This window comes from Bacillus marasmi, assembly GCF_902168435.1.
In the GTDB taxonomy this organism is placed as follows: Bacteria; Bacillota; Bacilli; order Bacillales; family Cytobacillaceae; genus Bacillus_BU; species Bacillus_BU marasmi.
Genome location: NZ_LR656167.1, coordinates 1 through 13,869, shown reverse-complemented (window position 1 = coordinate 13,869; position 13,869 = coordinate 1). Strand labels below are relative to the sequence as shown.

The window sequence follows — 13,869 nt, the reverse complement described above, 5'->3', positions numbered from 1 at the left end:
GTAAAAACGGGATCCGTTTACTATTTATCCTTAGCCAAATAATAATGGGTCCAAAAATATTAAACAGAAACACAAATATGACAATACTCCAGACAAACCATGGCGCGTTCAAGATGTGAGTATATATCCACCAATGATAAAAATTCAACCTTACTCCCTCCTCCTATTCCCCCTCATTTTTCCCTCTCAATTTTTATTCATACCTTTTGTTGGTTTTGGAAAGTCTAAGATAGAAATATTATTTTATTTTCATATAGGAGTTTACCGATGGATGAACAACTTAAGCAGAAGCTCGAAAGGAATATTGATGCAAACATCGATTGTAACGTTAATATATTTCGGGATATCCTCGAAGATAGCGTTGACCTAGCACAAAGAAATTTTGTTTTTCATAAAAAAAAGAAACTGAGAGCAGTTATTTTTTACACGGATGGACTCGCCAACACCGAAAACGTAGGAAAATTAATTGAGAATTTGGTGTATAAAACAGAAAAAATCCACCCCGAGATGAATGAAATGAATCAGCCAAAGGAAATGGCAGAAATTTTAAAACAAACTGTTATGGATTTAGCCTCTCTTAAGGTTATCACAAAAATTTCTGATGGCATCGATGCATTACTAACCGGTGATACAGTACTGTTCATCGACCACTCTGAGAAAGCATTTGTGGCATCGACACGTGGTTGGGATACCCGTTCCGTGGACGAGCCACAAACTGATCAAATCGTCCGTGGTGCGCGCGATGGCTTTACAGAAAGTATTCGAACTAATACCGCTTTGGTTAGAAGGAGAATTCGCGATCCATTATTACGGATTGAGGGTTTTCAAATTGGCACAAAATCAAAAACAGATGTTAATATCGCCTATTTAAAGGGGACTGCCAAAGATGGCTTGGTTGAAGAAGTAAAGAAGCGTTTAAATGGGATAAAAATTGATGCAATTCTAGAAAGTGGCTACATTGAAGAAATGATTGAAGATGCTCCACTTTCGCCTTTTTCGACGATTCAATGTACCGAAAGACCTGATAAAGTTGCTTCATCCATATACGAAGGAAGGGTTGCCATATTTACTGATAACACTCCGTTTGTACTAATCGTCCCAACCTTTTTTTGGCAGTTTCTACAAGCAAGCGATGACTACTATTCACGTTATTTAGCCGGAAGTTTTTTTAGAATTATCCGCTATATCGCGTTTATTATTAGCCTAACACTGCCGTCTATTTTTGTGATGCTAGTTAGCTTTCATCAGGAAATGATTCCTACCCCCTTGGCGCTAACTATCGCATCGGGACGTGATGTCATCCCTTTTCCCGTTCTTCTTGAAGCTCTCACGATGGAAATTACCTTTGAATTGATGCGGGAAGCTGGTTTGCGGATGCCTAAACCTATCGGGCAAGCAGTAAGTATAGTTGGTTCGCTAGTTATAGGTCAAGCGGCGGTCCAAGCTGGTATCGTTTCACCAACTATGGTGATTGTTGTGGCCGTTACCGGTATTTCATCATTTGCAATACCTAACCCATCTGCCTCCTTTTCTATTAGGCTGATACGCTTTCCTTTATTAATAGCCTCCGGCACATTAGGACTGCTTGGGTTTGCTATGATATTCGTCCTCATTGCGCTTCATGCCATGTCATTAAGATCTTTCGGAGAATCGTATTTGGCACCGGCCACTCCATTTAAACCTGGTGATCAGAAGGATTCAATCATTCGCTTTCCATGGTGGGCAATGAATACTTTACCAGAGGATGCTCAAGGTGTAGACGCAAAACGGATGGGTCAAAATCAAATTCCTAAGCCACCTAATGATGGCGCACAGGTTGCAGATAAGGACATAAATCACGAAGGTAAAGATATTGATCACATAACGCAGAAACTATCAACAAAGGGTAGATTTTTCAAAAAAGTTAAAAAATTAAAACTGGACAACGGGAGGAAGAAGGAGTGAAAACTACACAAATAATTGTGTTAATGAGCCTTGTTCTTACCATAACTCTAAGCGGCTGTAACGGAAAGCGAGAAATCAATGAATTGGCACTTGTGATGGCCGTTGGTCTAGATAAAGGGACGGACGGGAAAGTTGAGGTTTCAGTTCAAATTGCCCGCCCAGCTGATTCCAGAGGTCAAACCGGTGCTCCAGCTGGAAATACGGGCGACCCCATTTGGTCAGCAAAAGCTAGTGGCGATACAATTTTTGAAGCAATTCGCAATCTTTCTTCCTTCTCTACTCGTCGAGTTTTTTGGGCACATAATTATATCATCATCATCAATGAGGACCTTGCTCGAGAGGGTATTAAGGATATTATTGATTTCTTCACGCGAAATCCTGAACTGCGAATGCGAACCTGGGTTGTCGTTACACCAAATAAAGCTAGTAATATTCTATCAACCATGACAGGCTTGGAGGTTATTTCTGGTGAAGCAATGGATAAGCTATTTCGCTACTCAAATATTTCAAACCTAGCGCCACGAACTCAAATGCTCGATTTGCAAGCTGCCTTTTTAAGCGAAAGCACGGAGCCAGTATTAGCTAGAGTAAAATTAATTGCTCGAGGAATTTCCAACAAAAAGCCAGGACAAGAAGGCAGTGTGAAACAAATTGAATTAGCGGGGGCTGGTGTGTTTAAAGGCGATAAGCTAGTAGGTATTTTAAACCAAAAGGAAACAAGAGGTCTACTTCCATTTATAGAAAAAATTGAATCAGGAGTTATGGCAATTAGCTGCCCAAAAGAACCAAATAAAATGGTTAGCCTCGAACTCAAAAATTATAAGTTTAAGGTAACACCATCCTTTAAAAAAAATCAACCACGTTTTCATATTCGCTTTGCTGGAAACTACACAATGGTTGAAGCTGGATGTCCGCTTTCCCTAGAGGATGAAGCTCAGATAGCTAAGCTTGAGAAACAAGTTGAAGACGAATTAACAGGGAATATTAACAGTGTTGTGTCGAAGGCACAATCTGAGTACAAAGCAGATATTTTGGAGCTAGGAAAGGTATTTCATAATCGATATCCTAGTGAGTGGAAGCATAGTATTATGCAGCGTTGGAAGGATGTTTTTCAAACAGCCCCTGTCACTGTCGAAGTTTCAGTAAAAATTAATGATTCAGCACTGCTTTATAAACCGACTAAAGAAGGTAAATGAGGGACACATCATGCGCGTACAAATTACAAATGGTATGTTTATGGCATTGATTATCAATATGATATATGCCAAAGCAATTGGAGTGACACAAGGCTCAATTTCCCGTGAAGTTGGAAACGATATGTGGCTTTCTACCACAATATCAATCCTACAAGGCATCTTGATTATGTTTATTACAATATTGGTTATTAAAAGAGCCCCTGAACTTGATCTTGTTGAGCAATGCAAATTAATCCTAGGAAAATGGGGTGGGAAATTCATAGCGCTGATTTTCTTTATCTATTTTATGTTGTCTTACGGAGTTGTCATGATTACGTTTGTCTATCATTTAAGGGACTATTTCCTTCCTGAGATGCCAACAATATATTTTATTATCGCAGCTTTAATCGTAGGGTCGTTTGGAATATTTCACGGTTTAGAGGTTATTTCTAGAATGGCGTTGTTAGGGATCTTTTCGATTTTAGCACTTAATATCCTTATCCTAATCGGTTCAATTCAGAATTTTGATATTCGGGAGCTCTTACCAACCTTTGAATCCGGACTTCCAAAGATTGTTTGGGCTAGTCGGCACCACAATTCCGATTGGGGTATGGCGACCATGATGGCAGCTTTAATCCTCCCACACGTAAAAGAAATTGATTCATGGAAAAGTGCTGGTGTAAATGGTAGTGTTTTTAGTGGAATGTTTATTTTACTTTGGCCAATCCTTGAAGCTGGTGTGTTAACATCCGAAGTAGCTGGACAATATATAATTTCATGTATGCAAATGGCTAGGAGTGCTAGTATTGGTGTTTTTCTGCACCGTTACGAAATGGTGATGGTCGCATTCTTTGCCTTATCGAGTCTAACACAAATAATGATGACTCTATTTTGCGCCTCAATCGCTCTTGAAAAAATAACTAATACAAAAAATTATCGGAAGCTCATTTTACCTGTAACACTAATACTAGGTGGATTCGGCTATTATATAGTAAATGATCATCGTCGTGCTATGTATTATTTGGAAACCAACTGGATTACCGCTTCTGTATCCATTGCTATCCTCCTACCGGTCTCAGTTTGGCTGCTAGGATTTATTTTTAAAAAGAAATTACACACACAAAAAAAGCCAGACTCCACAACTTCTGCATAGTTTCGTGGACTGGCTTTATAACGGAATATCTACGATGATTTTAGTACCTTTTCCGATTAATGTTTGGTACTGAAAGATCCCACCAACAGCTCGAACTCTTTCTTCCATACTTAACATACCAACCCCTTTCGTCTGTTCCTGTGGATTAAAGCCTTTACCGTGATCTACAATAATAACTTGAACAGAAGAAGGTAATTCTGTTACTGAGAGCCAGGCTTCCTTTACATGTGCATATTTTCGAATATTTGTTAAAGCTTCCTGAATAATTCGGTATATCGCTAGCTCAATATGATTTTCTAATACATGATTAAGTGTGTAATCAAAATGGATGACAAGTTGATAATTTTCATTGAATTTTGTAATAAAAGAACGAATAGCAGGAATAAGACCGAGATCATCTAGCAATGCAGGGCGAAGTTCCCAAGATATTTCGCGAACTTGCTCGATTAATTGAGTAGCTTCTAGCTTTATTTGCTCAATCAGTGGATGTTCGACCTGCGACTGAAGCAGATTTATCGAGATTAAATGGCTATACAGATTTTGACCGAGATCGTCGTGTAGATTTCTTGAAATCCGCTTTCGTTCTTCCTCCTGCACTTCAATTATCCTCGCCGACATTTTTTGCCTCGCTATCTTAAGTGCGTCTTCATCCATTATTTTCTGCTCCTTCTGTCAGTAAGTCTTTTTCACAGTAGCAAACAAAAATACTATTTAACCATTCCTCCATATTGGCTGCAACCTGTTGAACTTTTTCCTTCTCGCCTTCATTAAAGATTTCACCTTGTCTTCTTCCTATCAAGAGTACTCCTTTTGGTGATCCTTTACATAGAATAGGTGCAGCATAGGAATGGATTAATTTTTCAGCCAACATGATTGGATAATCCGTTGCCTTCCCGGAAATATGCTCAGGAAAAAACTGTATGCTCATCGGTGCACCGGTTAATATTACCTTTCCTGCGATTCCTTTACCGTAGCGTACGGTAATCCGTTTATATTTTTCATTTTCGTTGCCAATCGCATAATACCAGTTAATATCTGGCCCCTTTTGATTTTGAATCGCAAGACCAACGAAGTCACAATCTACTTGGTTAAGTAAACTATGGCAATCATTAACAAAGCGTTGATCCCTCTGTTCACCTGTCATCATCATTTGACCTCACTTCTATATCCCATATCCTAGCAATCCCTTCTTCAAAGCATATTGAACCAATTCCGGACGTGTCTTCATTTGTAGTTTTTCCATTAAATTCCCCTTATGTGTTTCAACAGTTTTAACACTAATTGTTAATTTTTCGGCAATTTCTTTATTCGAAAACCCCTTTGCGATTAGTGTTAGTACTTCCTTCTCACGGTCTGACAATAAACTGATTGCTTCTTGTGTATTGCCCTGTTTAATGGCTTCCATATACTCGGTGATTAATCTTTTCGTCGCCATCGGGTGAAGATAAGCATTACCTTCTGCTACTGACTCAATAGCCGCAATTAATTCATCTTGGGGAGCACTTTTTAAAATACAGCCTGATGCACCTGCTTGAATCGCCTTAAATAAGTATTCTTCGTCATCATGCATTGTCAATATGAGTACTGCAACTTCAGGCATTTGCTTCATGAGTTCTTCGGTAGCCGACAAGCCATCCTTGCCATGAGGCATACTTAAATCCATTATGACGACATTAGGTTTAAGAGCTAGAGCTTTTTTTATTCCTTCATTTCCTTCAGACGCCTCGCCCACAACTTGCATATTAGGATGATGATTCAAAAGCATTGTTAACCCCATTCGGACGACTGCATGGTCATCAACAAGCAGTATCTTGATCATTCTCTACCACCTCAACGTCTAATTAATGCCCAACCCAATTTCCACTGTAGTTCCCTTTCCGATTTTAGAAGTAATATGACAATTGCCACCAATTAATTGCATTCTTTCCTTCATTGCAGCTAAACCAAATGAGCTTTCATTTATGTCTGCTTCTGAGAAGCCCTTGCCAAAATCAGTAATCGATATGTTTAAGTGGCCACTAGTCCAAGAAAACATAATTATTGCTCTTGATGTATCAGCATATTTAGCGATATTTGCCAATGCTTCTTGACATACTCTAAATAAAGCAATATTTTGCTCCTCTGGAATTACCTGCTCTGTTCCTGAGTGGTTCACCTCAACTTCAATGCCAAAGGTGGTAGTATAAAGCTTTGCATAGTGCTTCATTGCAGTAAAAAGTCCAAAACTAGTTAAGGTAGGAGGATATAACTCAACCGAAAACAGGCGAATTTCCTGGATTGTTTTCTCAAGGAGCTCGGCCATATTACGAATAAATCGTTTTGTTTGGACCTCATTTACCCCGGTTTCAATATATTGCAAACCAGTGAAAATACTATATAAGGTTTGACCAACTCCCTCATGAAGCTCCTGGGAAACTCTTTTCATCTCTTCTTCCTGAGATTTTATAATATACGAAGATATCGCACTTACCCTATTCGGCTTCATTTCATGTCCTCCTTCCTAACAAATTACCTTAAGATGCCTTCTCAAGAATTTCATCCTGCTCCTTAATCTTCCTCAGGTAGTAAAACCAGTTCAAGCCAATCGAAATGATATAAAAACCAATAAAGAAGTAGAAAGCTGTTACATATGAACCTGTCGCATTAATTGACCAACCGAACAGCTTCGGGATAAAAAAGGAACCGTAGGCCGCAAACGCAGCTGAGAACCCGATAACCGCTGCTGCTTCCTTAGCAGGGAACAATCCCGGAATCATTTGGAAAGTCGAACCCGATCCAATACCCGATGCTAGGAATAAAAATAATATCGAGATTAAAAAGCCAGCGAACTGTTTTTCATTAAGGAAATAAATTACCCCAAGCGCACCGATTGTCATGACAACGAGAACAGCTCCTGTTACTTTGGCACCACCCAATTTATCAGAAATCCAGCCCCCGACAGGTCGTGCTGCCGCCGCGAGGAAAGCACCTAAAAATGCTAAGGAGACATACTCAGGAAACTGAGTTTTTAATAATAATGGGAAGGCTGCAGAATATCCAATAAACGAGCCAAAAGTCGCAACATATAAAAATGTCATAATCCATGTATGCTTACGCTTAACAATGACAAATTGCTCAGCTGCAGATTGCTTCGTTCCAGGCAAGTTATCCATGCCAAAAAAGGCAGCTAAACTAATAATGATGATTGGCACAACCCATATGAACGCCGCATTATGAAGCCATACTTTATCTCCATTAGGAAGTACCTGTGCATCACCTAAAAAAGCAAACGTACCAGTAGTAATGATGAGCGGAGTAACAAATTGTACAACTGAAACTCCCATATTACCTAAACCGCCATTAATACCAAGCGCTGTCCCTTTTTCTTTTTTTGGAAAAAAGAAACTCATATTCGCAGAAGAAGAAGAAAAGCTTCCTCCACCAAGACCACAAAGCCCCGCTAGCAATAGCATAATAGAATAGGGCGTATCTGGATTTTGAACAGCAATCCCAATTCCTATAGCCGGTATTAAAAGGATAATCGTCGAAAATACAGTCCAATTTCGACCGCCAAATTTACCAACGCCGAATGTATAAAAAAAGCGCATTGTTGCCCCTACTAATCCAGGGATGGCTGCAAGTGTAAAAAGCTGATTGTCCGTAAAAGAAAATCCAATATCATTAAGTCTGCTCGCGACAACTGACCAAATTTGCCATACAATAAACGCCATCATTAGGGCTGGAACGGAAATCCACAAATTTCGTGTCGCGTGCTTTTTTCCTTCGGATTTCCAGAATTGCTCGTTCTCTGGAGTCCAGGTGTTAATTCGTTTACCCATTTCTATCACACCTTCCTAATCGTGTATCGAAGAGCACTATCATTATCGTAAGCCGACCATGCATCATTAGTTTGAGTCACATGTGCTATTAAAGGGACTGCGAAAAATTGAACATGATCAAAATATATCCGTAAATGAGTTTGGTCTGGACACGTCTTCACTTGTCTTATTATTTTTCTTACAAATGGAGCCTGCTCCCCTTCAGCTTCATCTATTATTGCTATTTCTACTGGAACAGAGATAAATGTTTGTATATCCTCTACCTTAATGTGTCCCACAGCTGTTACATCCTCTCATTGTTACTGGATAAATGAACATTTTATAGCCCTGTAAATAATGCCAAAATTGGTCAGAGCCGTTTTGCTCTAGAAAGTGTAGAGTTTCTTCCTCAGAACGCCAACCACTCATTCCTTTCACTTCCGCAATAACCATTTCTGCATCCTCAATTGTTTTCTGTTCTAAGTACCAGTGCAATTTAATTCCTGCAAACATCCGAGTGAGGATATCATCTATCTCCGCAGCAAAATTACCATCTGCTTTTCGAATAAAACAAAAATCGAGATAGGTTTCGTTATTCATCACTATCACGCCTTCCGTTTTTGATCCCATTTATAAACGTAAATCGCCACCGGGAATAATAGTACATTCCCAACCCCAAAGATGATTGCATTTAAATATTTTTCATAAAAATACTGATGGACCATGTATTGTGTAAATACAATGTTAAGCAATAAAATCGCACATAATAACGCTACTCCAACTAGATTATGCCTCATATCTTTTCACCTTCACTGCGTACACCGCACCATTTTCTACTTTTACTTGAATTTCTGGTAAAGGCCTACGTGGAGGACCTGCGGTTGGCTCACCTGTCTTGACATCGAACTTCCCATGGTGACAAGGACAAACCATTTCATTTTTTTCCTTTACCCAAAATACTGGGCACCGTAAATGAGTGCAGGCATTTTGATAAGCAACATATTTTTCCTCTGAAAGACGAATCAAAATCGCATCATCATGCTCTCCAGGAAATTTAAAATCAACACTATCACCAATGGCAATCGAGCTAACATCAATGATCTTTTGATGGGGATATTCCTTTTCAGAAAGACCGTTTAGCTCCTTGGCAGCGAGTGCTCCCCATGGTAGAGATGATACCGCAAACACACCTGCTGCACCGACTAAATTCTTCATAAAACCTCGACGGTCTAGCTTTCGTTCATTGTTCCGATTGATATTATGGGTATAGTTATCTTCATTAAATGGGATTTTATTATTTTTATCGTTCATGGATAATCCCTCCTAAAACAGTTTGGTAATTCCCTGTAATATACCAGGAAGATTGACACGGACATTTGTTTCATTTTCCAAAAATGGCATTGAGCTTGCTACCCATTTACCATTGTCCAAATTATAAGCTTGACGTTTGAATTCTATTTCTTCATCCGTTAACCACTGCAATGTATTAGTTGGACACACGCTTGCACACATTGGTGGGATACCATCTTTACTACGATCGATGCATAAGTCGCACTTGTACATTAAATTCTCTTCGTGGTCAAATTTTGGAATTCCATATGGACATGCAATCGTACAGTTCTGACAGCCAATGCATTTTTCAACTAGCGCTGAAAGAACAGCTCCTGTTTCATGAATTTGAATCGCTTGAGCCGGGCAGCTTCTCGCACATGCCGGATTGACACAGTGAAGGCACATAAGAGGCATTGTCTGCCGGTTTACAAGCGGATTGACATCATACACATAGTTGCGATTTTTCTGTTCATGGCCGCCACATTGCGTACAGGCAGCCAAGCAAGAACGGCAACCGATACAATTATCCAGTTCAATATAGAGCCTCTTTTTCATTTACTGCACCTTCTTTAAATCAATTTTTTCAAGTTGCGCCGCACAGGCTTTAAATTCTGGCATTCTTGACATTGGATCAAGTGCTGGAATCGTCAATAAGTTAATGGATTGCGCATGACCGAAATGATATGGCACGAAAACAGTATCCTTACGAATGGCTTCAGTGATTTTCACCTTGTAGTGAGCTTCCCCACGGCGGGTATAGAGTCGAACGATTTCCTCATGTTCAATACCGTACTTTGCAGCTAATTCCGGATGTACTTCAACATATGGTTCAGGGCACATATCTTTTAAGAATGGAATTCTGCGTGTCTGATTACCTGATAGATAATGGTATACAACTCGGCCAGTTGTTAAGCGAATCGGAAATTCCTCATCTGGCTCTTCAGCTGGCGGACGATAAGGCAATGCACAAATTTTTGCTTTTCCATCTGGATGGTAGAATTTTTTATCGAGGAACATATGAGGTGTTCCCTCATCCTTTTCATCCTTACATGGCCAGAATACACCATCTTGCTTGTCGATTTTGTCCCATGTCGCACCATAATAATCGGCATAGCCACCTTTTGTAGCTAAACGGAATTCATCCGCTACATCCTTGGCATTTTTTAGGTGCGAGAAAAATTTTCCGCGCCCAAGGCGATTACTTAATTCCACTTGGATTTGCCAGTCTGGCTTCGATTCACCTACCGGCTCCTGAGCTTTATTTATTTTAATAATTCGTCCTTCAAGATTAGTTACCGTTCCTTCGTCTTCGGACCAAGTCGTTGTCGGTAACACTACATCTGCAAATTCGGCAGATTCAGATAGATAGAAGTCAACGCAAACCATGAAATCTAGGTTTTTCATTTGTTTGCGAACATAATTAAGGTTTGGTGCAGACACAGCTGGGTTAGAGCATAATAAGTAAAGACCTCTAATCGTCTTTTGCTCCATTAGCTCGAACATTTCATAGGCAGAAACACCTGGCTGTGGCATCTCTTCAGGAGTGATGCCCCAAACTTGGCACACTTCCTCAACATGCTTAGGATTGGTGATTTTGCGATAGCCTGGCAGTAGGTCTGATTTTTGACCATGCTCGCGACCACCCTGACCGTTCCCTTGACCTGTGAAGGTTGCAACGCCCGCTTTCGGTCGTCCAATTTTCCCTGTTACAAGCGCCATATTCGTATATCCAGAAACATTATCGACTCCCTTATGTTGCTGCTCAATACCACGTGCAAACATGACAATGGCATTTGGAGCCTTTCCGTAAATTTCTGCTGCCTTGATAATTTTCTCCGGTGCAACACCCGTTAGCTCACTTGTATGTTCCGGTGTAAATTGCTTCACAAGCTCTTTTGTTTCCTCAAAACCATTTGTGTGATTTTTCACAAATTCCTCATCAACATATCCGTTTTGGATTAATAGATTTAGAATTCCATTAGCTAACGCGAGGTCCGTCCCCGGTTTTAGATCAAGATGAATATCTGCTCTTCTAGCAATTGGAGTCTCACGTGGATCAGCAACAATTAAGTATCCACCACGTTCCTGAACGGCCCAAACTCTGAACATTGAAGTTGGATGACATTCAGCCGTATTACTTCCTGCGATAAACAGGCAATCAGTTTCATGTAAATCAGTCCAAGGTAGAGTTGAACCGCGGTCTACACCAAAGCTTCTTAGAAAGCCACCTGCTGCACTAGACATACAAAAGCGACCATTGTAATCGATATAGCGGGTTTGTAGACCTACACGAGCAAATTTCCCCGTGAGGTAGCATTTTTCATTGGTCATTGATACTCCACTAAAGACACTAAGCGTATCCTTCCCATAGTTCCTTTGAAGTTCTTGAAATCTATTGGCGATTAGGTCGTATGCCTCTTCCCAAGTTGCTTCACGGAAGCCGTCCTTCGTTCCTTTTAGTGCAGAATTGTCACGAATTAATGGTTTTAAGATGCGGTCCTGATGATTCGTTTGTTGATAAGCGGTAACCCCTTTTGGACACATCTTTCCAACATTTACTGGCCATTCGTAACGTGGCTCGACACCGATAATCTTATTGGTAGCAGTATTTACACGTAAATTCATTCCGCATTGCATACCGCAGTAGCTGCAATGTGTTTTAATTAATTTTTCACCTGGATGAATTACGTTTTCTATTTCACGGAAAAACTTATCCCTTTGCATTTTGATTTGCCTCCTTGACCTTCACTTGGTGAGTAGGAAACCCCGAAAATTGGGCTATCCGGTATTTTCTGCGACAAGGTAAACATAGCTCGGCTAAATGAGCACCTTCATTTGTCTTAAACTCGATTTCATTGATACCTAGCACTTGAATAACGTCCTGTGATTGTTCTTGTGATACGAATTTGTCGCCACAAACCTTACATTCTTTCATTTCTTGCTCCGCATAATGCTCACGATAATTTCGAGCGAGCACGCTCATTGGTCGAAATGGAATATGGGCTAGCTTCCCAAATGGCAGGTAGATCAGCGTAATAATGACTGAAAATTGATGTATCAATGACATGAACGGCTGACCCCAGCCATGTAAAAATACGTTCATAAATGTTAAAAGTAAGCCTGTTATTGAGATGAAAAGTAGTAAATACAACGGTAAGAAATCATAAACGAAATTTTGTTCCGCACGAGCTTGCATATTTTTTAAGCGACGGAAAAGTGCCATTGACACACCTGCGATAACCATCATCGCTGTAATATTTAAAGCGTTGTAGGAAAGAAAGCCGATAATTCCATCCGCTTTAATTGTCATAATGTCCATGCCCATTGCCACGATTGTGTAATAGCCGTTCTCGCCCATCGTAAAATACATCCAGCCAAATACGAGCGGGAATGTTACTAAACAGGAAAGCACGCAACCCCAACCAATTAACACGTGCTGGGTCCATCGGTAAATCCCCCGATTCCAAATGAAATTGTAGGTTGCCAAATGCTCAACTGACGTTTTTGGCGTCGAAGCGCGTAGAAGTAATTTTAGACCTTTTTTAATGATTATTTTCGTCGGTGGTCTCTCGCCCCAGGCGATGAATCGGTAGAAAAAGCCGCCAATGAAGACGATGGTTCCGACCATATAGCCGTATAGGTTTAAATCGATATGAGTAAACATTCTTGTTCCAATGGCTACTAAAATAATTAGAGCGGTAATTGATAGGAACATTGATTTTGCAAAATGAGATGCGAATGCGTTGTTGAGGGTGTTTTTGTTGGTATGTGTTGTTGTTGATTGTGTTAAATTTGCCTCCATCATTAGTCCTCCCTGTGATATTAGACCGTTAATATATCGATAATTTTACTCGTCTGGATGGCTCTTAAGGCATCGGGGAACTTCCCCATCGTCCGTGGAAAATTCCCCTATTTATGATTGTTTTGTTCAAGTTTTCGACACAAGTGATAAACATCACATCAAGAGCTTTGGTTTGCGGACCTAAGTTACAATCTGCTCTTAAATACATATCTTTTTGTTACAAATAGGCCCTATTGGTGACATTTTCTCTTTTGATGGAGCCTAGTTTGTTACCAATAAGCCACATTGGTAACACTTTCCTTTTGACAAACACAAAAGCGGGCACGTGAAGACTGTCTACGTGCCCGAATCTGAGGTTGAAACACAAAAGAGGGCACATAGAGCTTGTCTACGTGACCGAATCTGAGGCATAAACACAAAACCGGGCACATAGAGCTTGTCTACGTGACCGATTCCGAGGCATAAACACAAATCCGGGCACGTAGAGCTTATCTACGTGACCGAATTCGAGGTTGAAACACAAAATTGGGCACGTAAAGGATTATGTCCATATAATTGTGTAAAAAGGAAAGGTCATCATCATGACCCGTGTTACAATGTTTTCGACCAAGAAAACTAATACGGAGGTTATGATGATGACCCAAATCAATATTACTATAAATTTAG

15 protein-coding genes are annotated in these 13,869 nt (G+C 40.1%); 3 read left to right on the top strand and 12 right to left on the bottom strand.

Annotation, left to right across the window (positions count from 1 at the left end; all coding sequences use genetic code 11):
- The first annotated feature begins 267 nt into the window (after positions 1-267).
- Genes FXW34_RS06010 through FXW34_RS06000 form a run of 3 tightly spaced genes read left to right on the top strand, consistent with a single transcriptional unit; the run spans position 268 to position 4,272 of the window.
- Positions 268-1,944, top strand: coding sequence for a spore germination protein (locus FXW34_RS06010; RefSeq protein ID WP_147533068.1), 1,677 nt, complete (start codon positions 268-270; stop codon positions 1,942-1,944).
- A complete protein-coding gene (locus FXW34_RS06005) occupies positions 1,941-3,140 on the top strand; it encodes a Ger(x)C family spore germination protein (RefSeq protein ID WP_246140898.1) in 1,200 nt (399 codons plus the stop codon). Before FXW34_RS06010 ends, FXW34_RS06005 begins: the two co-directional genes overlap by 4 nt.
- Before the next feature lie 10 nt (positions 3,141-3,150).
- Positions 3,151-4,272, top strand: coding sequence for a GerAB/ArcD/ProY family transporter (locus FXW34_RS06000; protein WP_147533067.1), 1,122 nt, complete (start codon positions 3,151-3,153; stop codon positions 4,270-4,272).
- A 15-nt stretch (positions 4,273-4,287) separates the two neighbouring features.
- On the opposite strand, the gene FXW34_RS05995 is transcribed toward FXW34_RS06000, so the two are convergent.
- Genes FXW34_RS05995 through FXW34_RS05940 form a run of 12 tightly spaced genes read right to left on the bottom strand, consistent with a single transcriptional unit; the run spans position 4,288 to position 13,203 of the window.
- Positions 4,288-4,926, bottom strand: coding sequence for a sensor histidine kinase (locus tag FXW34_RS05995; RefSeq protein WP_147533066.1), 639 nt, complete (start codon positions 4,924-4,926; stop codon positions 4,288-4,290).
- The gene (locus tag FXW34_RS05990) at positions 4,919-5,419 is read right to left on the bottom strand and encodes a GAF domain-containing protein (RefSeq protein WP_147533065.1); all 501 of its coding nucleotides are present in this window, start codon (positions 5,417-5,419) and stop codon (positions 4,919-4,921) included. Before FXW34_RS05990 ends, FXW34_RS05995 begins: the two co-directional genes overlap by 8 nt.
- Positions 5,420-5,434: 15 nt before the next feature.
- Entirely contained in the window at positions 5,435-6,091 is a 657-nt protein-coding gene (locus FXW34_RS05985) for a response regulator (protein ID WP_147533064.1), read from the bottom strand.
- An 18-nt stretch (positions 6,092-6,109) separates the two neighbouring features.
- Positions 6,110-6,757, bottom strand: a complete 648-nt coding sequence (locus FXW34_RS05980) for a sensor histidine kinase (protein WP_147533063.1) — start codon at positions 6,755-6,757, stop codon at positions 6,110-6,112.
- Between the two features lie 28 nt (positions 6,758-6,785).
- The gene (locus tag FXW34_RS05975) at positions 6,786-8,090 is read right to left on the bottom strand and encodes an MFS transporter (RefSeq protein ID WP_147533062.1); all 1,305 of its coding nucleotides are present in this window, start codon (positions 8,088-8,090) and stop codon (positions 6,786-6,788) included.
- Between the two features lie 5 nt (positions 8,091-8,095).
- Positions 8,096-8,368 carry a hypothetical protein gene (locus FXW34_RS05970; protein ID WP_246140896.1) on the bottom strand — a complete coding sequence of 91 codons (273 nt, stop codon included), beginning with the start codon at positions 8,366-8,368 and terminating at the stop codon, positions 8,096-8,098.
- The gene (locus tag FXW34_RS05965; RefSeq protein WP_147533350.1) at positions 8,355-8,669 is read right to left on the bottom strand and encodes a hypothetical protein; all 315 of its coding nucleotides are present in this window, start codon (positions 8,667-8,669) and stop codon (positions 8,355-8,357) included. Before FXW34_RS05965 ends, FXW34_RS05970 begins: the two co-directional genes overlap by 14 nt.
- 5 nt (positions 8,670-8,674) lie before the next feature.
- Entirely contained in the window at positions 8,675-8,866 is a 192-nt protein-coding gene (locus tag FXW34_RS05960) for a hypothetical protein (protein ID WP_147533061.1), read from the bottom strand.
- Positions 8,856-9,380 carry a QcrA and Rieske domain-containing protein gene (locus FXW34_RS05955; protein WP_147533060.1) on the bottom strand — a complete coding sequence of 175 codons (525 nt, stop codon included), beginning with the start codon at positions 9,378-9,380 and terminating at the stop codon, positions 8,856-8,858. Before FXW34_RS05955 ends, FXW34_RS05960 begins: the two co-directional genes overlap by 11 nt.
- A 12-nt stretch (positions 9,381-9,392) precedes the next feature.
- Complete coding sequence (locus tag FXW34_RS05950; protein ID WP_147533059.1) at positions 9,393-9,956, bottom strand: 4Fe-4S dicluster domain-containing protein; 564 nt, start codon at positions 9,954-9,956, stop codon at positions 9,393-9,395.
- Positions 9,957-12,125: a molybdopterin oxidoreductase family protein gene (locus FXW34_RS05945; protein ID WP_147533058.1), complete on the bottom strand. Its 2,169-nt coding sequence runs from the start codon at positions 12,123-12,125 to the stop codon at positions 9,957-9,959. It lies immediately after the preceding gene.
- Positions 12,112-13,203, bottom strand: coding sequence for a hypothetical protein (locus FXW34_RS05940; RefSeq protein WP_147533057.1), 1,092 nt, complete (start codon positions 13,201-13,203; stop codon positions 12,112-12,114). The genes FXW34_RS05945 and FXW34_RS05940 overlap by 14 nt, the downstream gene beginning before the upstream one ends.
- Positions 13,204-13,869 lie beyond the last annotated feature (666 nt).

What these genes read in the sequence shown, in the direction of transcription:
- FXW34_RS06010 (WP_147533068.1), top strand. Translation starts at nt 268, where the DNA reads ATGGATGAACAACTTAAGCAGAAGCTCGAAAGGAATATTGATGCAAAC.
- FXW34_RS06000 (WP_147533067.1), top strand. Translation starts at nt 3,151, where the DNA reads ATGCGCGTACAAATTACAAATGGTATGTTTATGGCATTGATTATCAAT.
- FXW34_RS05995 (WP_147533066.1), bottom strand. Translation starts at nt 4,926, where the DNA reads ATGGATGAAGACGCACTTAAGATAGCGAGGCAAAAAATGTCGGCGAGG.
- FXW34_RS05990 (WP_147533065.1), bottom strand. Translation starts at nt 5,419, where the DNA reads ATGATGACAGGTGAACAGAGGGATCAACGCTTTGTTAATGATTGCCAT.
- FXW34_RS05985 (WP_147533064.1), bottom strand. Translation starts at nt 6,091, where the DNA reads ATGATCAAGATACTGCTTGTTGATGACCATGCAGTCGTCCGAATGGGG.
- FXW34_RS05980 (WP_147533063.1), bottom strand. Translation starts at nt 6,757, where the DNA reads ATGAAGCCGAATAGGGTAAGTGCGATATCTTCGTATATTATAAAATCT.
- FXW34_RS05975 (WP_147533062.1), bottom strand. Translation starts at nt 8,090, where the DNA reads ATGGGTAAACGAATTAACACCTGGACTCCAGAGAACGAGCAATTCTGG.
- FXW34_RS05965 (WP_147533350.1), bottom strand. Translation starts at nt 8,669, where the DNA reads ATGAATAACGAAACCTATCTCGATTTTTGTTTTATTCGAAAAGCAGAT.
- FXW34_RS05960 (WP_147533061.1), bottom strand. Translation starts at nt 8,866, where the DNA reads ATGAGGCATAATCTAGTTGGAGTAGCGTTATTATGTGCGATTTTATTG.
- FXW34_RS05955 (WP_147533060.1), bottom strand. Translation starts at nt 9,380, where the DNA reads ATGAACGATAAAAATAATAAAATCCCATTTAATGAAGATAACTATACC.
- FXW34_RS05950 (WP_147533059.1), bottom strand. Translation starts at nt 9,956, where the DNA reads ATGAAAAAGAGGCTCTATATTGAACTGGATAATTGTATCGGTTGCCGT.
- FXW34_RS05945 (WP_147533058.1), bottom strand. Translation starts at nt 12,125, where the DNA reads ATGCAAAGGGATAAGTTTTTCCGTGAAATAGAAAACGTAATTCATCCA.
- FXW34_RS05940 (WP_147533057.1), bottom strand. Translation starts at nt 13,203, where the DNA reads ATGGAGGCAAATTTAACACAATCAACAACAACACATACCAACAAAAAC.